13 protein-coding genes are annotated in these 19,916 nt (G+C 42.4%); all 13 read left to right on the top strand.

The annotated features are described in order from the left end of the window. Positions 1 to 53: 53 nt before the first annotated feature. The 13 genes from rpmE to Q0Y52_RS03495 all read left to right on the top strand — a co-directional run bounded on the left by rpmE (position 54) and on the right by Q0Y52_RS03495 (position 19,806). Positions 54 to 266: a 50S ribosomal protein L31 gene (rpmE, locus tag Q0Y52_RS03555; protein WP_297818054.1), complete on the top strand. Its 213-nt coding sequence runs from the start codon at positions 54 to 56 to the stop codon at positions 264 to 266. A gap of 382 nt (positions 267 to 648) precedes the next feature. After that, positions 649 to 1,896, top strand: a complete 1,248-nt coding sequence (locus Q0Y52_RS03550) for a malic enzyme-like NAD(P)-binding protein (RefSeq protein ID WP_297818052.1) — start codon at positions 649 to 651, stop codon at positions 1,894 to 1,896. 124 nt (positions 1,897 to 2,020) lie between these two features. Then, entirely contained in the window at positions 2,021 to 2,428 is a 408-nt protein-coding gene (locus Q0Y52_RS03545) for a VOC family protein (RefSeq protein WP_297818050.1), read from the top strand. A gap of 282 nt (positions 2,429 to 2,710) precedes the next feature. Continuing rightward, the gene (locus Q0Y52_RS03540) at positions 2,711 to 4,561 is read left to right on the top strand and encodes a sigma 54-interacting transcriptional regulator (RefSeq protein ID WP_297818047.1); all 1,851 of its coding nucleotides are present in this window, start codon (positions 2,711 to 2,713) and stop codon (positions 4,559 to 4,561) included. An 18-nt stretch (positions 4,562 to 4,579) separates the two neighbouring features. Beyond that, positions 4,580 to 7,180 carry a TonB-dependent receptor gene (locus Q0Y52_RS03535; RefSeq protein WP_297818044.1) on the top strand — a complete coding sequence of 867 codons (2,601 nt, stop codon included), beginning with the start codon at positions 4,580 to 4,582 and terminating at the stop codon, positions 7,178 to 7,180. 49 nt (positions 7,181 to 7,229) lie between these two features. Further along, a complete protein-coding gene (locus tag Q0Y52_RS03530) occupies positions 7,230 to 8,432 on the top strand; it encodes a CoA transferase (protein ID WP_297818041.1) in 1,203 nt (400 codons plus the stop codon). After that, positions 8,432 to 9,334: a hydroxymethylglutaryl-CoA lyase gene (locus Q0Y52_RS03525; protein ID WP_297818039.1), complete on the top strand. Its 903-nt coding sequence runs from the start codon at positions 8,432 to 8,434 to the stop codon at positions 9,332 to 9,334. Before Q0Y52_RS03530 ends, Q0Y52_RS03525 begins: the two co-directional genes overlap by 1 nt. A gap of 37 nt (positions 9,335 to 9,371) precedes the next feature. Then, a complete protein-coding gene (locus Q0Y52_RS03520; protein ID WP_297818036.1) occupies positions 9,372 to 11,432 on the top strand; it encodes a hydantoinase/oxoprolinase family protein in 2,061 nt (686 codons plus the stop codon). 12 nt (positions 11,433 to 11,444) lie between these two features. Further along, on the top strand, positions 11,445 to 13,310 hold the full coding sequence (locus tag Q0Y52_RS03515; protein ID WP_297818033.1) for a hydantoinase B/oxoprolinase family protein: 1,866 nt from the start codon (positions 11,445 to 11,447) through the stop codon (positions 13,308 to 13,310). A gap of 22 nt (positions 13,311 to 13,332) precedes the next feature. Beyond that, positions 13,333 to 13,947, top strand: a complete 615-nt coding sequence (locus tag Q0Y52_RS03510) for an isochorismatase family protein (RefSeq protein WP_297818030.1) — start codon at positions 13,333 to 13,335, stop codon at positions 13,945 to 13,947. A gap of 295 nt (positions 13,948 to 14,242) precedes the next feature. Then, a complete protein-coding gene (locus Q0Y52_RS03505) occupies positions 14,243 to 14,557 on the top strand; it encodes a DUF3718 domain-containing protein (protein ID WP_297818027.1) in 315 nt (104 codons plus the stop codon). Positions 14,558 to 15,043: 486 nt separating this feature from the next. Further along, positions 15,044 to 16,750 carry a CRTAC1 family protein gene (locus Q0Y52_RS03500; RefSeq protein ID WP_297818024.1) on the top strand — a complete coding sequence of 569 codons (1,707 nt, stop codon included), beginning with the start codon at positions 15,044 to 15,046 and terminating at the stop codon, positions 16,748 to 16,750. Positions 16,751 to 17,298: 548 nt separating this feature from the next. Next, positions 17,299 to 19,806, top strand: coding sequence for a carbohydrate-binding protein (locus tag Q0Y52_RS03495; RefSeq protein ID WP_297818022.1), 2,508 nt, complete (start codon positions 17,299 to 17,301; stop codon positions 19,804 to 19,806). The last annotated feature ends 110 nt before the right edge of the window (positions 19,807 to 19,916 follow it).

The raw sequence follows: 19,916 nt of genomic DNA, 5'->3' as shown, positions 1-19,916 counted from the left end.
ATGGTGTTCAACTTCGGGTTGAATAGCGATGCGGCCTGACGAAGAGGTAACCCATGAAACAAGATATCCATCCTGATTATCAAATAATGACTGCAAACTGTTCTTGCGGAAACATTATCAAAGTACGTTCTACTTTGAAAAAAGACATCAACTTAGACGTATGTTCGTCTTGCCATCCTTTCTACACTGGTAAGCAACGTAACGTTGATACTGGTGGTCGTGTTGACAAATTCAACAAACGTTTTGCTGGTCTTAAGAAAAGCTAAAATTGTTTGTGGTCTGAAAAGACATCAAAAAAAGCGCTTGTTTAGCGCTTTTTTTGTGTCCTTTTTTTAGTAGAAGTAAACATCCCCTGATTTTGATCTTGGTATGGGTAAATATTAATAATCGCCATTAGGTTGTGCTACCCCTATTTTAAAGCATCTTAAGTTTTGCGTGCAACGAGCAAAATTCAAAATATCTATACTATTTATAATGGCTATCTATAAAATAGCAATCTGATCATGCATGTGGATTAATTCATACTGTGTTACATTTATTTGCAGAATGTTGATCAAAAATTTTTATAGGTACATCAATTTATAAGAGCAACAATTAACGTTTAAATTTACTGTAATCATTTCTATTTCTAAAAGGACTGACAATATAATGTCTGATTTTCGCCAACAAGCACTTGACTACCATTCCAAACCTGTACCGGGGAAAATCAGCATTGCACTCACTAAGCCGGCCGAAAGTGTCACCGACTTAGCGCTAGCGTATAGCCCTGGCGTGGCTGAGCCCGTTCGAGAAATTGCAGCCGACCCCGATACTGCTTATAAATACACCGGCAAAGGCAATCTAGTGGCGGTGATTTCTAACGGTACGGCCATTTTAGGCTTAGGTAATTTAGGTCCTCTTGCGTCAAAACCTGTTATGGAAGGAAAGGCTTTGTTGTTTAAACGTTTTGCCAACATTGACTCTATTGATATTGAGGTGAAGCATACTACGACAGAAGAGTTTATCAACACAGTCGCATGTATTGCAGATACCTTCGGTGGGATTAACCTTGAAGATATTAAAGCCCCTGAATGTTTTGAAATAGAGCAGGAATTAATTAAACGCTGTGCCATACCTATTTTTCATGATGATCAACACGGTACTGCTATAGTCACCGCAGCGGGAATGTTGAACGCGTTGGAAATTCAAAGTAAAAGTATAGAAGAGGCCATAATAGTGTGTTTAGGCGCCGGTGCCGCAGCCACCGCTTGCATGCAGCTGTTGATTAAATGTGGTGCTAAACGCGAACATATTTATATGCTTGATAGAAAAGGTGTGATCCATACTCATCGTGAAGATCTCACCAGCCACAAAAAGTTATTTGCCAATAACACTGATAAGCGAACGTTAGAGGATGCGCTAGACTGCGCCGACGTATTTGTTGGCGTATCTGGACCCAACTTATTGCCACCAGAGGCTTTGAAGTTAATGGCACCTAATCCGATCGTGTTTGCCTGCTCAAACCCCGATCCTGAAATCAAACCTGAATTAGCTCATCAAGTAAGGGATGACTTAATTATGGCAACAGGACGCTCTGATTATCCTAACCAAGTCAATAATGTGCTGTGCTTCCCGTTTATTTTCCGTGGCGCGTTGGATGTGCGTGCCTCTAAGATTAACGATGAGATGAAAATTGCTGCGGTGGATGCCATTCGCAGCATTGCTAAAGAAGACGTGTTAAAAGAAGTGCTGACTGCTAGCAATATAGATAGTCTTAGTTTTGGTAAGGATTACATTATCCCTAAACCCATGGATCCTAGACTCTTGAAACGTGTGGCACGGGCAGTAGCTCAAGCCGCCATAGATTCTGGAGTGTCAGCCATTAGTGCGCTACCCATAGGTTATATGCAGGAGTAAATATATAAAAAAGTTATATGGTCCCAATGTTGCTTGTTAGTAAATTTTGGTATCAATAGCAGCTTTTCACTCGAAATGAAATTTTGCTTAGAAATATCATTTGCAACTAAGAGGGGTCAAAGTCATGTCTACAGTCAATTCAATTCACCACATAAACTTTGTGGTGCGAGAATTAGCCCCTCAGATTGAGTATTTACGCATTTTATTGCAGTCTGAGCCTATCATCGAAGACCTACCCAACAGACAAGTTAAAACAGCCCGCTTTTGTTTGTCAGGCGTATGGCTTGTTCTTGTGCAACCGTTATCAACAGAAGGTGAAGTTGCCCAAATTTTGGCCGAACGTGGGGAAGGACTATTTTTATTATCATTGAACGTAGACTCTTTGGACGCGTCTTTAGAAAAGTTATCTCTGCAGGGCATTAATTCTGATAACAAAGGTAAACGAGAGGGATTAGGTAATTGGAGGGTTCAAGATCTTGATTGCCCCAATGCATTAGGGCCTATTTTACAACTCTGTCAGCTGATTTCATAAAGGTAAATCTTTGTGGTTTTTATTTCAATATGAAATATTGTTTTTCATATTGAAATAAAAGCCACCTTAAAATCTTCTATTAATATGCATCAAAATTTGCAAACTAATATTGAGCGCCTTTAAAAATAGGCTGCCAACTAAAAATTTATGAAAATGGCATAACTAATGCTATTCAGAGTTATCTTTTATTCAACTTGAAAGTTAGCCAATTATTTTGCATCAGCTTTTGTTCACTTTTATACAACCTCTAGTTGTCAGTCCGCAGGATCTGGAGAAAGTATCGTGAATAAAGTGAATACAAAATCCCAAGCAGTCAGGATTCTAATATTTGGTCATAAAGAATTTAGTCAGCTGATGACAAGTGTGTTGCCCGAATTTGGGGGGCAGGCCAAATTTAAATTATTTGATGCAATAGTTGGAAGTGTGGCGGAAATAGATGAACATATTAATAATTTTTTACCCGATGTGATCGTCAGTGCTGGCTCTAATGCTGCTTACTTAAGATCAGCCTTAGATTTGCCCGTTGTATCATTAGATTGCAGTGCCACAGATATTATTTCAGCATTACAGCGTGCTGCTCAAGTATCACGCAAAATAGTGATGATTAATTTTGCTGAAGCGTCACCTGTTGTGCCCGTCTTAGAAGCTGCATTGAATGTCACTGTGCAAGAGGAAATTTATACTACTGCCGAACAAGCCCGTGAATTATTTCAATTAACACGTCAGCAGCCCAACATTGCTTTTGTAGGCGCTAGTTTGGTATGTGGTTTGGCTACCCAACATGGTATCCCTTCTTTTTTATTATACAGTGCTGATTCCTGTCGCAAAACCATTTCTACTGCCATTCAAATAGCCAATGAACAGTTAGTCACTAATCAAGGCGTTGCCTTAACTAATTGGTTGTTGAAACAATCAAAAACTCCCATTTTTATGACTGACGAAGATGGTCAATCCATAATTTTTAATCAAGCCGCGAGACGTGATTTAGGTGTCGATAATGGCAACTGCTCAGATTTAGAAAGTCTCATTCACTCTGAAGAAATAACCCGTCCTACAGATGGCGAGTGCCGTATTCAAGGTATTGACTGGTGGTTTCATCAAGACTGCGTAATGACACAAGGAAAACCGCTTTATATCTATCAATTATATAGAAAAAAACCCAAACCTAAAAAAGTGAAAGTCTCTTCACGTCACAAATTAGTGTTTGAATCATCCGCTATACAAAAAGTGGTACAGCAAGTGAAGGCATTTTCTTCCTCACCCAGTAATGTATTGATTTATGGTGAATCTGGGACAGGTAAAGAACTCATTGCTCGATCGGTACATGAAGCCAGTCCCTTTTCAGAAGGACATTTTGTCGCCCTTAATTGCTCATCAATTCCTACTGAATTGTTTGAAGGGGAACTCTTTGGACATCGCGACGGTGCTTATACCGGCGCCAAACGAGGTGGAAGAAAAGGACTCATTGAAGAAGCGCAATATGGGGTGTTGTTCCTTGATGAAATCAGTGAGTTGGCACTTGATCAACAATCAAAGTTACTGCGATTCTTACAAGAACGTCATTATAGACCTTTAGGATCTAATGAAGAAAAACCTGCTTACTTAAAAGTGGTCGCTGCATCCAATAAAGAGCTGAAGCAGCTAGTTGTAGAAGGCAAGTTTCGGGAAGATTTATTTTTTCGACTCAATGTATTTAATATTCATATCCCACCTCTACGTGATCGTCCCGAGGATATTTCTAGTATTGCAGAGCAAAAACTTCTTCGCCTTATCACCAGCTATCAATCGCAATTTACGGTTAACGAAATACTCACTGAAATCTTAGACGACTTAGTCAGTTATGCGTGGCCGGGCAATGTACGTGAATTAGAAAATGTTCTTGAACGGGTTATTGCATCTATACAGATGGCAGAAGACCTTTCAAAGATTAAACAGATATTGCGCGATATTTCCCCTGAACTATTCTTAGTAACAGTATTTAAAACCGGCCAAGCTTTGGTCAGAAAAAAAGAGTTGGAACTTGTATTGAACGCAATGCATAGATTCCAAGGTGATAAGCAACAGGTCGCCGATTATCTTGGGTTGAGTCAAACAACCTTATGGCGAAGACTAAAACACATAAATCTAAAATAAAACAATTGGAGAAACACAATGGTAACACTCCGTAAAAGCGCACTTGCAACAAGTATTTTTGTCGCTCTGTTCGCAAATAGTTTAGTTGGAATCAATCAAGCGGTAGCGCAAGAGACTGTAGTTCAAGAAGACAATTTAGAAATCATTAGTATTTCTCGAAAACGACCAGAAAGTCTGCAAGAAGTACCTATTGCAGTCACTGCTATCTCTGAAAAGATGATTGAAAGTGCTGGTATTGAACGACCAGGGGACTTCATTGGGCTTATTCCTAACGTGACTATGGTTGATGCAGCAAACGTGGGTGACACGCAAGTAACCATTCGCGGCATTGTATCGACTCGTGATGCTGAAGGTACGTTTGCTTATGTGGTAGATGGTGTGTTGATGACTAACCCAAACAGTTTCAACGAAGAATTATTAGATGTGTCTCAAATCGAGGTACTTAAAGGTCCACAAGGTGCCTTGTATGGTCGAAATGCTGTGTCGGGTGCGATATTAGTCACCACCAAAATGCCTGCAGATGAATTAGAGGGCAGGGTTACCTTAGGCTTAGGAAATAACAATAGCCAAAGAATAAATGGCGTGATCAGCGGGCCATTATCAGAAAATGTTCGCGGTCGCTTAAGCGCTAGTTATAAAACTACAGATGGTTTTTATGAAAACACGTTTACCGGCGCAGATGATTCGGTTGATTATCTGGAAGACACCAATATCCGTGGGCGTTTGATTTGGGATGCGAGTGATGATTTAACCTTAGACTTTCGTGCCAGCATGGGCAAGGTAGAGGGAGGGGCAATTAACTATAATGCGGTGTTTGCGTTACCGTCATTTGTGGCCAATGGATTTGATGCCGCTTTTAACAAGGACGTGAATGATGTTGATATTAACTTTGCATTTAATGTTCCAGGCGTGAATAAACAAGACACCACTGAGCTTTCTTTAAAAGCCGACTGGGACTTAGATGGTATGGATGTGACCGCCGTTTTAGCTTATAACGATTTAGAAGAAGACCTACTGTCTGATGGTACCAGTGCGACTTTCTATGGTTATGAATTAACCCCTCAGTGTCAAACTGACCGTGCTACCCTAAACAACACACCTGGTGCATTAGGTGGGGCAGATAGAACAGACTTGTTTGGTAACTTTTTCTCACCCTTTGGTGTTTTTCCTCCTGGAGTTGAGTTCACTGGAGTTTACGGACCTTTCACACCATTATCATGCGATGGTTATCAATACCAAGAGCGAAGTCAATCTGATCTCAGTGGTGAATTACGTTTCACATCAGATGACAACAATGCCGACCTAAGATGGATTGGTGGTGTCTATTTTGCTCAAATCGAGCGTGATGTAGTGGTGGCTTATGGTGCTGATCAAGGTCAAGGATTCTTGCGCCAAGCCTACGTGCCAGCAACAGGCCCCAACCCAACTGACTTATTATTTTCTGATACATTTGATACCTCAGTAATGTCAGCTTTTGGTCAACTTGAATATGATCTGAACGAGCAATGGGAATTAGCCATCGCACTTCGTTATGATTACGAAGACAGAGAAGTCAGTAATAACGTACCGAATGTGACCGCCTCAGGACTGAATGTGAACACTTACGTTAACGGTGTGTTGGGCCCAATCAATCCAGCCTTTAATGCTAACCCGAATGGCATTCCTAACCGAAACCGCTCATTTAGCCAGTTGCAACCTAAAGTGACTTTAGGTTATGCGGCAAGTGACAACCTTAATTGGTATGCCAGTTATGGTGTCGGTTTCAGAAGTGGTGGCTTTAACTCTATCGGAACCGAAGCGACCTTAGACTTTTGGTTTAATGCCAATGGTAATGGCACACCTGGTGATGCGGTGAATGCACAGCTCATTGTTAAAGACGAGTATGAAAAGGAAGTCACCACTAATATCGAGCTGGGTTTCAAATCAAAGATGATGAACAACAAAGTGAAATTAAATGCCGCTGTGTTCACAACCACTGTTGATGATAACCAGTTCTTTGAATTTTTCGCGGGCCCATTTGGCCTATTGCGCTCTGTGACCACTATCGAAGAGTTGGCTATTCAAGGTTTTGAATTAGATATTAGTGCTCAGGTGACTGAAGACATCATGATATTTGGTGGTATGGGTTTATTGGACAGTGAAATTAAAGAAAACCGCAACCGTCCATTGTCTGTCGGTAACAAGGCTCCCCAAGCAGCTGATGAAACCTTCACCTTTGGGGGAAGCTGGGATTACTCTATCACGGCTGATGTATTTATGACCACGCGATTAGATTGGCAGTATGTAGGCGAAACCAACTTCCATACATTGCAAGGAACAGGGCCTGAAGAAACGGCACAAAGTTTACCTACTATCTGGGACTTCTTTGGCACTTTGGGTGGCGGTGTGCCTCCTGGACCCCACCCCGTTAACTTTGACAACGCAACACGTGATGCATACAGCACAGTTAACCTAAGAGTCAGCTTTGATGCTGAAAATTGGAACTTGGCTATATGGGCTAAAAACTTAACAGACGAGGAATATTTGCAAGAAGTTATTCCTACTCCTGAGTTTGGTGGTTCTTTCATCCAACCTTCAGCACGTGATTCTTACGGTATCGACTTTACATATCGCTTCTAGTTATTGGGAGCCGCAAGGCTCCTCTGTTTTTTTATTGGAGTAATGTACAGTGACTAATAAGCCGTTATCGGGCACACGTATTCTTGATTTAACGCATATGTTATCTGGACCTTATTGCGGCATGATATTAGCCGATTTAGGTGCAGAAACCATAAAAGTTGAACCACTTAAGGGAGAAGGAACTCGCAAACTGTTAGCCACAGATCCGGAGAATTCAATCAATGGTATGGGGGCGTACTTCATTACCCTAAACCGCAATAAACAGAGCGTTTGTATTGATCTTAAATCAGAAAAAGGTCTTGAGTTATTTTATGACTTGGTGAAAAAGTCTGATGTGGTGATCAACAATTTTGGCGCGGGAGTACCAGCACGTCTCAAAATTGATCATGCACATTTAAAACAAGTGAATCCTCGTATTATCAGCTGCTCTATCACCGGTTTTGGTAACGATGGCCCGGGTTTTAAAAGGCCTGCTTTTGATCAGGTTGCCCAAGCTATGGGGGGGGGGATGTCCATTACGGGTGCCAATGCCGATCAGCAAGTGAGAGCAGGTATACCTATTGGGGATTTAGGGGGGGGAATGTTTGCTGTTATGGGCATTCAAGCCGCATTGCTGGAAAGAGAGAAAAGTGGTGAGGGGCAAGATGTGGATATTTCTATGCTGGATTGCCAAATATCGTTATTAAACTATATGGCAACCATGCATTTTATCTCAGGTAAAGATCCCTATCCAATTGGTAATTCACATTTTGTACATGTGCCTTACAACACATTCAATACCTGCGATGGACAAATTGTCATCGCCGTTATCACCGATAATTTTTGGCAAAATCTGAAACAAGTGGTACAAGTCAAAAGTTTGGATAAGCCTGAATACGACACTCAACCTGGTCGTTTTAAAGACCAGCATTTTATTAATGCCACATTAAACGAAACTCTATCAGTTCAAAGCTCTAGCCACTGGTTGGGATTGCTTGAGGCTGCACGTATTCCTTGTGCTCCGGTGAATAAGTTTTCTCAAGCCCTGAGTGATCCACAAGTATTACATCGTAATATGGTAGTGGAGTTATCTGACCCTCAGGGGCATAAAACAAAAGGACCTGGTAACCCTATTAAATTTTCTAGAAGTAATGAAGAAAGTTTTAGTGCTGCGCCTGCATTAGGTGAGCACACAGATCAAGTATTACATGATTTGTTAGGTATGAGCTCAGAAAAAGTGGCCATTCTAAGAGCGGCAGAGGTGGTGAGTTAATGGCCCTGGAACATATCACAATTAACGATGTTGGCCCTCGGGATGGCTTGCAAAATCAGCCTCAATTGTTAAGTAAAGAACAACGACTCAGTTTAATCAGTGCATTGGTAGCAGCCAAAGTACCTGAAATAGAAGTGGGGGCTTTTGTCTCCCCTAAAACAGTGCCAGCTATGGCCGGTACTGCTGAGTTATTTGCGGCACTTGAAAACACCACAAGCTTATTTTCTACCTTAATACCTAACATGAAGGGGTTTGAGTTGGCGATGTCAGCGCAGGTACCGCTGATATCATTAGTGGTTGCTGCATCAGATACGATGAACCTGAAAAACATTCGTATGTCGACACAGGACAGTATCAAGGTTAGCAAAGATGTACTCAAAGCGGCCAAGGAACAGGGGGCAAATGTACAAGCTTATGTGGCCACAGCTTGGGCCTGTCCTTTTGAAGGAAAAATCAGTGCGGACAGTGTGTTTAGTGTCACCGATGAATTACTGCAAGCCGGTGCTTCACGCATCGTTATCGCAGATACCATAGGTGCTGCTAACCCTTTAGAGGTCAATCAGCTGCTAGAGGCAATGGCTAGTCGTTTTGATCTAGATTTGCTGTCCTGTCATTTCCATGACACCAGGGCCATGGGTCTCGCCAATGTTTATGCGGCGATAACAGCAGGTATAAGAAAATTTGATGCGTCTATCGCTGGATTAGGTGGCTGTCCATTTGCACCAGGTGCCAGTGGTAACGTGGCCACTGAAGATGTCGTTATGATGGTAGAGCAAATGGGATTTTCTACGGGTATCGATATGGCACTTTTAGTTAAAGCGGCAGACTTAGCTATGGATTTGACTGGTACTGCTACAGGCGGAAACGCCAAACCTTGGATTGAAAATTATTATCTTAATTAATCGGCGTAATAAACGTCGCCGGATATTGGAGTAAAACATGAGTTATAGATTAGGTGTTGATGTGGGTGGAACGTTCACTGACTTGTTACTTATTAACGAAGTGAATGGGCAAACCCATACGGCTAAAGTGCCATCCACTCCCGAGGATTCCTCTATTGGGGTGTTAAATGGCATCGATAGAATTTGTCAAGAGTCTGGAATAGACCCTAAGAAAATTAGTCGTGTGATGCACGGTACCACAGTGGCCACAAATGCAGTCCTAACAGGAAAAGGCGCAAAAGTAGGGTTAGTGATAACTAAAGGTTACAAGCAAGTTTTACAAGTTGCTCGCTCGTTCTGCCCGGGTGGACTAGGCGGTTGGGTGAGTTTTGTGAAGAAACCTTTATTGGCCCCGCTGGAATTAACGATTGAAGCCGATGAGAGAATGGGCGCAAATGGCGAGACGGTGGATACCTTAGACGAAGCTGCACTTCGCACATCGTTAACCATCTTAAAAAACACCGGTCATGTTGAAGCACTGACTATTTGTTTTATTAATGCCTATTTAAATGGTGCGCACGAACAGAAGGCTAAAGCAGTCGCCGCAGAAATATTTACGGATATTCCTATTTCAATATCCAGTGATTTAGTCCCTGAAATGCAGGAATATGAACGCACAGAAACCACTGTTGTGAATAGTTATGTGCGCCCAGAAGTCGCAAGATATGTGGAAAATTTAAACCGTTCTTTAAGAACCACTATGGGTGAAGACTTACATCTTTCTATTTTGAGATCAGATGGGGGGTTAGCATCTGCTAGAGCATCAGCTGAAAGTCCAGTTAATCTATTGATGTCTGGCCCTGCAGGCGGTGTGTCGGGTGCCATGCATTTTTGTAAAAAAGCTGGATTCAACGACATTTTAACCTTTGATATGGGCGGTACATCCACAGATGTCGCCTTGATACAAAACGCCAAAGCACGAGTCCGACGTGAAACCAGAGTCGGCGATGTGACAGTACGCGCGCCATCGGTTGATGTACGCACAGTGGGTGCTGGTGGCGGCTCATTAGCCTTTGTACCTGAACTTACCAAAGCGTTGCGTGTTGGACCCGAGTCAGCCGGCGCTCAGCCCGGACCTGCAGCCTATATGAAAGGTGGTACTGAACCTACAGTGTGTGATGCAAATGTTGTATTAGGTTATTTGCCCTCTAATGTGCAACTTGGTGGCGCAATGGCGATAGATAAAAATGAGGCAGTAGCGGCAGTGAAGAAAGTCGCTGATACCATGGACTTAACAGTAGAAGAAGCTGCAGAAGGTATTATCAAAATTGTCAACGAAGCCATGTTTGGTGCGTTACGATTGGTATCTGTAGAACAAGGTTTTGATCCAAGAGATTTTGCTCTGGTTGGTTTTGGTGGCGCGGGCCCACTGCATGCCAATGCACTGGGAATTTTGACTCAAGCTTGGCCAACCATTATTCCTCCAGGTCCTGGAGTGTTATGTGCTTATGGTGATGCGACTACTGTGGTGCGTGATGAAGCATCAAAAACCTTCGTTAAACTACTTAAAAATGCTTCTGCAGTAGAGCTGGCGACAGTATTAGATGAGTTAAAACATAAAGCCAGTACAACCTTGATCACTGATGGTATTGCTTTATCGGATCAAGAAGTGACGTATCAGGCAGACGTGCGATATACCGGCCAAGCCTTTCAATTGTCTATTGAATTTACGTTAGCCGAATTACAAGCTCAGGGTTTAGAGGTACTTAAAACTCAGTTCGACAAACAACATACACAGCTCTTTACGTTTGCCCTAGAAGAAGGTCATGAGATTGTTATGGTGCGTGCTATTGCTACCGCCAGCAGTGATGAGTTGCCCACTATGCCACAAGGCAATGCGGCTAATACTCTAGATGAGTGTAAGTTGGCAGATAGTCAGATTTATTTCGAAGGACAATATCACCCTACACCTATTTACGATCGAAATAAGATGCAAACAGATTTACAGATCCCAGGACCCGCCATTGTGAGTGAAATGGACTCTACCACCGTTATTTTACCTGGTTATCACGCAATGGTTGATACAGTCGGTAATCTTCTTATTAACCCAGCGAAGTAATTGGAGATGACAATGAATAATAAAATTTTACAAACGAATACGTCACCTTTGAAAAGAGTCGAGGTGGACACCGTCACGGTAGACATTATTGAAAACGCTCTGAGCAATGCGCGAGAAGAAATGGATGCTGTGTTGTTTAGGACCGCCATGAGCCCTGGAATTCGGGAGCAAGGTGATTGTTTTCCGATGATCGCTAATAAAGACGGCAAGATGGTAGTGGGTCAGTTTGGCTCATTTATTCATGGCTTTTTAGAAGCATACACAGGGCAGTTAGAAGAAGGGGACGTCATATTAACGAACGACCCTTATATGACCAATGCTGCTGTATCCCATCTACCAGATTGGATTGTGCTCGTGCCTATTTTTAAAGAAGGCCGGCATATCGCTTGGTCTGCCATGTTTGGTCATATGTCAGATAATGGCGGTATGGTGCCGGGCTCTATCCCCATTAAAGCAGAAAGCATCTTCCAAGAAGGGATCCGTATTCCTCCCACTAAGTTATATAAAAAAGGTGTGTTGCAAAGCGACCTTCTTGATTTAATTTTGCACAATGTGCGCACCCCACAATGGAATAGATTTGACTTAAATGCCTTGGTTGCCGCTTGTAATACTGCGGCTAAAAGATGTGTCGAATTCTCTGAACGTTTTGGTGATGATATATTTTATTCCACCATGGAAATCATGTTAGAACGGAATTATGTGGCAATGGAAGCCATTATTAATATGTTGGTGCCTGAAGAGCCGCGTACGTTTGTGGACTATGTCTGTGATGATGGCGTTGGTATGGGTCCTTATAAAATACAATGTAAAATGTGGCGAGAAGGTAATCGGGCGATATTTGATTTTGAAGGTACCGATCCTCAAGCTAATAGCTCGATTAACTTTTACCTGAATGAAGACATGTTTAAGATGTTTTTTGGTTCATTTACTATCAACCTTGTGGATCCACAAATTGTATTTAACGATGGTTTTTATGATTTAGTCGATGTGCATATACCCGCAGGCAGTTTGCTCAAGCCTAATTTCCCCGCTGCTCTGTCAGGGCGGACACATGCATTAGGGCGTATTTTTGATGTGATGGGAGGACTGTTAGGACAAGGTGCCCCAGAAGCCATGAATGCGGCTGGATTTTCTGATTCACCTCATTTATTTTATTCAGGTTACGATGAAAAAGGAGAATGGTTCCAATTATTCCAAATTGGTTTTGGTGGCATACCAGGTCGCCCAGTTGGTGATGGACCTGATGGACACTCTTTGTGGCCAGGATTTACTAATGTTCCCAACGAATTTATTGAAGCCTACTTTCCATTACGGGTAGAACAATACGAAACCATTACTGACTCTGGTGGCGCAGGAAAGCACCGTGGTGGTAATGGATTATCGGTAGCTTATCGTTTTCTTAACGATGGTAATATCGCCATTCATGATGAAAGATGGCTAACTTATCCTTGGGGTGTAAACGGTGGCACACCAGGACAAAGGTCCACTAAAATATTAAAACGTGCAGATGGTACACAACAAATCTTGCCAGCTAAATGTGATGGTGTTGAAGTGAAAACAGGTGACCTGTTGTACTTCAATACATGGGGTGGCGGTGGTTGGGGAGACCCATTCTTGCGTGATTGCGATAGTGTACTTGACGACGTTAATCGAGGTTTAGTCTCTATTGAGGGAGCAATACGTTACGGTGTGGTGATAGTGGATGGTGCGGTTGAAGAGCAACAAACCACTGCATTACGTGCTGCGTTGTCTGAGAAGCGTGGTGCTACACAGTTATTTGATTTTGGTGGCACGATTGAAGAGATCAAAGCTAGATGCCTCGAAGAAACAGGTTTGCCTGCACCACAAACGCCTAGTTTTGTTAAGTCTCGAGCCTGACCTGAAGTGAAATAATTAGACTATGTCAAATACACCGCAGGATCATGATTTAGCCATTGGCACATTAGATCTGGGCGTATGCCCAGCACTTATTGTGGTTGACTTGTCCAATGGGTTTAGCGAACCAGCTAGTCCACTTGGAGGAAATTTTGACAGTCAAATCTCACAGATAAACGGGTTGTTAGATACTTTCAGAGCTAAAAAGCTGCCCGTTTATTTTACTTCGGTGGTATATCACGATGAAACCACTGCTAGTGTGTTTCGTCGCCGTTTACCTGATTTAGATATCCTTCAAACGTCCAGCCAGTGGGTGAAAATCAACAGCAAAATCAATAAACAATCCGATGAACTGATCATTGAAAAACAATGGCCAAGCGCCTTCTTTAAGACGCAATTAGCAACACACTTAGAAAAAAACGCAGTAGACTCCATCGTGGTTGTGGGCTTAACAACCAGTGGCTGTGTTCGAGCTACGGTGGTGGATGGCCTGCAACATAACTACCCTGTTTTTGTCGTACCTGAAGCATGTGGCGATAGAAACCTAAGCGCTCATCAAGCCAGTCTGCATGATATGCATGCCAAATATGCGGTGGTGATGCCCGCTAAAGATTTATGTGCTCATATCTTATCTTTGTGACCAGTTTGTATTACTCACTCCCTCTGACATTCTAACAAAAAATGGCCTCACATGAGGCTGATTGACTAAACGAGTAAGGTATCTAATAGTGGGGTTAATACAGTCAATGTAACAAAACTTCAAAAAATACGACGAAAACCCGATGATAAGCGCTGGTTTATCGCTGTATTTATATGTTTAAACGCTTCATCGTGTTTTACCGTTATTTACCACTTTCACTCCTTCAACATCTAAATTCATCCCTTCTCTATGGGTGTACTCAAAATCACACACAACAAACATAGAGAGACTTATCATGAAAAAAGTAATTATTAGCACTATCCTAACCGCAGGCATTCTTTTAACTGGCAACGCACAAGCAATCGATATTGACCCGGTACTTGAAAGCAAATTAGTCAAAGTATGTGAAGCCATAAAAAGTGACAGTCTACTTAAAGTGAAGGTTTCAGTAAGAGACAGCGGTGTTAGTATCAGAACAATTGCCAACAATTTAGTGTGTAATGGTGTTGATCCAGTAAGTTTTGCTTTGGCCAACGATTCTGTAAGAGCAGCTAAATACATGGCTCAAAGAAGTACCGTCAATGGTCAGGAATTTTTGGCTAAGTTATAGGCCATTAACATGAAAACAGAAAAGAGTGAGTTAAGTTTGATAGTTAAATCAGCCTTTCTCACTGTCGACTTTCATCAAATACGTTATTATCGGTAGACTCCCACACTCTGTCTAGCAGTTTAAGGTTTAGCCGATAAATCCCAGCCTGACCACAAAATCTTATAAACAGGACTGATCGTCTTTTCAATTTTTGAACAGGCATAGTTATTTGTCATCACCGAAAATTTCCATATTATTCAGCTTCCAATAATTTTGGGACCTATTATTGGCTAATAAAAATCGCGTCTTTGATTGGCCTACACATCCTTTAAAACCGAAGTTAATACAAAGGGTTATACATTAGTTTGTGGTAAGAATATCTATTCGGACAGCTAAAAAATTGATTTAGTTGAGTTCGAGTAAATTAGTCAGACGATTTAAGTGTTACTTAATTGTTAATATTATGATGTGGCAGCCTAATCAATCACAAATTATGGGGTTTACTTGATGGAACATACCTTACGTCTTGCAATAACGTTGATAGTAACAAGCAATCTCACCGGTTGCGGTGGCGGTGGCGGTTCATCTCAATCCCAATCGGTCACATTACCAGTGCCTGTCGCAATAGTGGTCGTCCAACCAGTCAACTGTGACAATATTAATGAATCATCATCCGCTGCCTTTAGCGACGTAAGCCGCAGCGCAGGATTATGTTACACCCCTTCTTCAAGTAATATAGACAGCCCCACTTCTCGTATGGCTGGAGGCATCGCCGTCAGTGATTATAACGGGGACGGCCTGTTGGATTTTTATGTCAGTCATGGGCGTGACGGCCACGGTCGGCTGTTTAGACAAACCAGCGATCATCGATTTGTCGAACTGACCGAACAAGCTGGCATTGCTTCCACATCTATCTCTCGTGGTGCCGCTTTTATGGATATTAATCTAGATGGCTGGCCCGACCTTATCAGTACCCAGGACGGTCCGAATTGGTTACAAATTTTTGCTAATAATGGTGATGGTAGCTTTACTGACATCACCCAGTCCACAGGTATCAATCTGACAAAGCCGGCTTTTTCTGTTGCTGCAGGTGACTACGATCTCGATGGTGATTTGGATCTGTTTTTTGCCCACTGGCTGACCAACAACACAGATAATCCCTTGGAATATCTGTGGCAAAACCAGGGAGATTCGAGTTTTATTGATGACAGCCAAACATTAGAAATACGTACTATAAAAGGCACTTTTCTGGCTGAAAATCGCGCGGCCGAAATGGAATATTCGTTTACCCCGATATTCGCTGATATAAACAATGACCGTTACCCAGATATGTTACTGACCGGTGATTTTAATTCAAGCCAGATATTGGTCAACAACAACGGTGTGGGGTTTGTTGATATGACGACAGACGTATTCACTGACAAAGCCGGTATGGGCGCGGCAGTGGCTGATTATGATAACGACGGCGATCTTGATTGGTTTGTTTCTGCCATTGGTGATCCTATAGCCAATAACGTTGAATTTGCAGCTTACAGTGGCAATCGATTATACCAAAATCAAGGTATGGGCGACTTTATCGATGCGACTAATGAAGCTGGGGTCAGACAAGCCTATTGGGGCTGGGGAAGCTGTTTTGCCGATTTTAATAATGATGGTTACCAAGATTTGTTTGTGGTCAATGGTTATGATGGCTTGAGTGAAGAAGATTCAGCAAGAGGTATCTATACCATTTTTAATGACAATCCAGCCGTGCTTTACATTAATAATGGAGATAACACTTTTACAGAACGTGCGACAGAGTTGGGAGCAGTACATACCCAGATGGGTCGAGGGTTAGCCTGTTTTGATTATGACCGGGATGGTGACCAAGATATGTTCATTGCTAACAGTGGCGCCGCACCGACTATTTTGCGTAACAACCACTTTGCCCAAGGGCAGCATTTTTTAAATATTCGTCTGCAAGGTCTTGCCACTAATCCTCAGGCAGTGGGCGCACGTGTGTATATAACAGTAGTCGATGAAGAAAGAATGATTGAGCTACAACTGGGCAACAATTATCTGTCTCAAAATCCTGTGGAGGCACATTTTGGTGTAGGTTCAGCACAACAAATTGAAAGTGTGCGCATAGAGTGGCCGGGTTTGGGAGGAGACATCACTGAAATGGAAAACGTCGCAGTGGATCAGTTCTTAGTTATTCCTCATCCAGACAGATAACCACTTTAACTAATAACAACCTTGTCCCATTAAATCATTGTTGCGGTAAATTAAAGCCAGTAAATCGTTACTGGCTTTTTCTTATCAGTTGAAAAAAATTAGTTGTGGCAACACTCTATTTGGCTCTGGTTATTGAAATTAAGATCGATAAACCAATGAAACTATCAAGCAAGATTTTCTAAGTTTTTGTAGGGTAATTTAAAAAATAAGATAACTTTTAGTGTGCTAAAAGAGTTTCCAATAGATAATTTATTGTTAATTTTTTAACAATATAAAAAACATAGAATCCCCCTACACCCCTTTAAATACATTAGGTCCTTTACAGTATTATTTACTCGAACCCAGATTGTTAACATTTATATTGTTCGAGTAATTTAACCGAACGACAGGTTCGTTACGTCGATGTAAAGATTTTGTTATATAACTCACCAGGCTAACCTGCCTTGTTTTTAGAGTTGTATTTGTCGAGGGTTAAGGGCATGAGCTACAGCAGCAAACGCGAATGGCAATGCCCAGCCAGTTAAATTATATGGGATATGGTGTTTACGATGATAAAAAATAAACTACTTCTCGCTCTGTCTGTGACAGCGGCAACCTGCTTAACGGCCTGTGGTGGTGGCAACGCCGATCAGAACGTAGTACGGGATTTATTTGCTGTTGGGGAAGTCATTGAGGGTACAGAAGATGATGGACCCATCGAAGGTGACGTAAGTAAAAATGATCAAGGCGAAGGCTTAACCTACGCTCTTGCTGATGGCAGTACAACGGCCAATGGCACCTTGGTATTTAATGCGGATGGTAGTTTTATTTACACACCCTCTGCGGATTTTTTTGGCACCGACAGTGTAAGTTATGTAGTGACTCACACCGCCACAGGACAAACAGATACAGCGTTATTGACGATTAAAGTTGAAAACGATTTTGAATTACTAGAAGAATATGGCTGGGGCTTGAGTTGGAGTGATGAGTTTGACACAGACAGCCTAAATGACAGCTTGTGGACGGGTGAAAATGTCAGTGTCGCAGGAGGCAATCTTCTCATTGCTGCTCAAGAAGATATGACTTCCTCTTTGCTTGCAGTTAATAGCATAAAGTACGGCCGGGTCGAGGCCAGTATTCAATTACCTTCAGGTGCCGACCTTTCTTCAGCCTTTGGTCTTTTGCCTATGGCCGATATGTATGATGGCGTTAATTCACTAATCGCGTTGCAAGCAGACTCTGATGGCCTAATCGCCGCAGCACATTATGGCTTAGGGCTGACCAGTGGAGTGAGTGCTAATAGTTCCACTGTAGATGGCGCTTCAAGTGAGTTTCATACCTATGCAATCGAATGGGGTGAAGCACAAATACGTTGGTATATTGATGGTGCACATGTTCACACAGTCGACCCTCTCAATACCTGGGCCTATAACTTGTCTGGAGATGACGTCGTTGTGGATAATGCAGGTCCTTATAACCAAGACATGCAGATAATGTTAAAACTTGACGCCAATGGCGGTGAGTTGCCGGCAATTATGATGGTTGACTACATCAAAGTGTGGTCATGTGATGCAGCTGTATCACCTACTACTGCCGAATGCGGTTCCAATGTTAAATCTAAAATTAACAAGGCCGCGTCTGACAGGATTGAAACGGTAGGCTCCCTTCTCACGCCAATTTTTGCTGAAAGCTATACTTTAGACGGCGAAGAAATTAGCAATCTTTATCCATTTTCTTGGCACGATACGGATGAGATTGTTGAACTTGCTATTGGCAATAATAACAATCCTAGCATTGAAATTTTGGCTACTGAAGGCGAGCGTGGTTTAGTTATCGATGTCACTCAGCCTGAATTGAATGCTGAAGGAAATCCGACGGCAGATGCAAACATGTCGATTACCGCGCCGGGCATTGAACTGATAGGTCATGATGCAGTCTTGAATTTTGCTATGTATATCGATAGTGCCAACACCTTGAGTGAAACGCTTCAAATTAGAATGGAAACTGCCTGGCCTTATATGGGCGTATTTACTTGGAATGTTGCCGAGTTAGAGCTTGATACTTGGGTTGCGTATTCCATCCCAATAAGCGATTTTGTGGCAAACCCTTTCGTTGCCCCTGATTGGATTGGTTGCTGTGTTGAAGGAGGCCAGGAAGGTGATCTTTTGCCTCTGGATCCAACTGATGTTGGTTCTTTGCTGACGATTGAATTTAACGGTGCTACACACTTTCAACTAGATGAAATTTTTCTAAGTTGTACTTCCTCTGATACTTGTGTTCAAGCACCACTCGCCGTTCAGGCTGAAGAAGTGACCGGAGGTGCTACGGCAGTAAGGTATGAAGCTGAAGATTATGATTCTGAAAGTGGTACTCAGTTAGAAGCCACAGCAGATGAAGACGGCGGCGAGAATGTTGGCTATATCGACCCAGGTGACTTCCTAGAATATACCATTTCAGCACCTAGTGCAGGAAGCTATAGCATTGATTATCGCTTGGCTAGTTCTGGTGGCAGTGACGGCTTTGAGCTTTCCATTGACGGCGTCTTAGTTGATACCCAAACACTAGTGGACACAGGTGGCTGGCAAGAATGGGTCACTCAATCTTCTGTAGAGTTTGTGCTGGAAGTCGGTTCCCATATTGTGCGTTTTGATTTCGTAGGTGGCGCAATCAATCTTAACTGGTTTGAACTGTTCGCACCTGTCTCCGAGATATTTATCGAAGCTGAAGATTATGATGCTGAAAGTGGTACTCAATTAGAAGCCACAACAGATGAAGGCGGTGGTGAAAACGTTGGATTTACCGACCCTGGCGACTTTTTAAAATACACGGTTAATATTCCTAGCGATGGTGCCTACACAATTCAATACCGTCTTGCTGGTCAGAATGACAGCGATGGCTTTGAAACATCCATAGGCGGTGTGCTTGTTGATACCCAGCTAATGCCCCCAACAGGTGGTTGGCAGACATGGGTCACTCAGACTGGTGAAGTAACACTCGTCGCGGGTGAGCAAACCATGCGTTTAGATTTTATCGGCGGTCAAGTCAACATCAATTGGATAAAATTAATTAAGAATTAATCCGTTGATAGGCTCTTTTTCACAGCACAGGCTATTGCAGCCTTAGATAAGAAAAAGAGCCTGATACTTGCGAATACTAAGACATTAATATTTATAAAATGACAGCTCTA

Source organism: uncultured Paraglaciecola sp. (genome assembly GCF_943787955.1).
Lineage (GTDB): Bacteria > Pseudomonadota > Gammaproteobacteria > Enterobacterales > Alteromonadaceae > Paraglaciecola.
This window is presented reverse-complemented; position numbering and strand designations above follow the sequence as displayed.

Excerpts from the sequence above, each read along its gene's own strand:
- Q0Y52_RS03535 (WP_297818044.1), top strand. The coding sequence starts at position 4,580 with ATGGTAACACTCCGTAAAAGCGCACTTGCAACAAGTATTTTTGTCGCT.
- Q0Y52_RS03505 (WP_297818027.1), top strand. The coding sequence starts at position 14,243 with ATGAAAAAAGTAATTATTAGCACTATCCTAACCGCAGGCATTCTTTTA.
- Q0Y52_RS03520 (WP_297818036.1), top strand. The coding sequence starts at position 9,372 with ATGAGTTATAGATTAGGTGTTGATGTGGGTGGAACGTTCACTGACTTG.
- Q0Y52_RS03525 (WP_297818039.1), top strand. The coding sequence starts at position 8,432 with ATGGCCCTGGAACATATCACAATTAACGATGTTGGCCCTCGGGATGGC.
- Q0Y52_RS03545 (WP_297818050.1), top strand. The coding sequence starts at position 2,021 with ATGTCTACAGTCAATTCAATTCACCACATAAACTTTGTGGTGCGAGAA.
- Q0Y52_RS03510 (WP_297818030.1), top strand. The coding sequence starts at position 13,333 with ATGTCAAATACACCGCAGGATCATGATTTAGCCATTGGCACATTAGAT.
- Q0Y52_RS03550 (WP_297818052.1), top strand. The coding sequence starts at position 649 with ATGTCTGATTTTCGCCAACAAGCACTTGACTACCATTCCAAACCTGTA.
- Q0Y52_RS03500 (WP_297818024.1), top strand. The coding sequence starts at position 15,044 with ATGGAACATACCTTACGTCTTGCAATAACGTTGATAGTAACAAGCAAT.
- Q0Y52_RS03515 (WP_297818033.1), top strand. The coding sequence starts at position 11,445 with ATGAATAATAAAATTTTACAAACGAATACGTCACCTTTGAAAAGAGTC.
- Q0Y52_RS03495 (WP_297818022.1), top strand. The coding sequence starts at position 17,299 with ATGATAAAAAATAAACTACTTCTCGCTCTGTCTGTGACAGCGGCAACC.
- rpmE (WP_297818054.1), top strand. The coding sequence starts at position 54 with ATGAAACAAGATATCCATCCTGATTATCAAATAATGACTGCAAACTGT.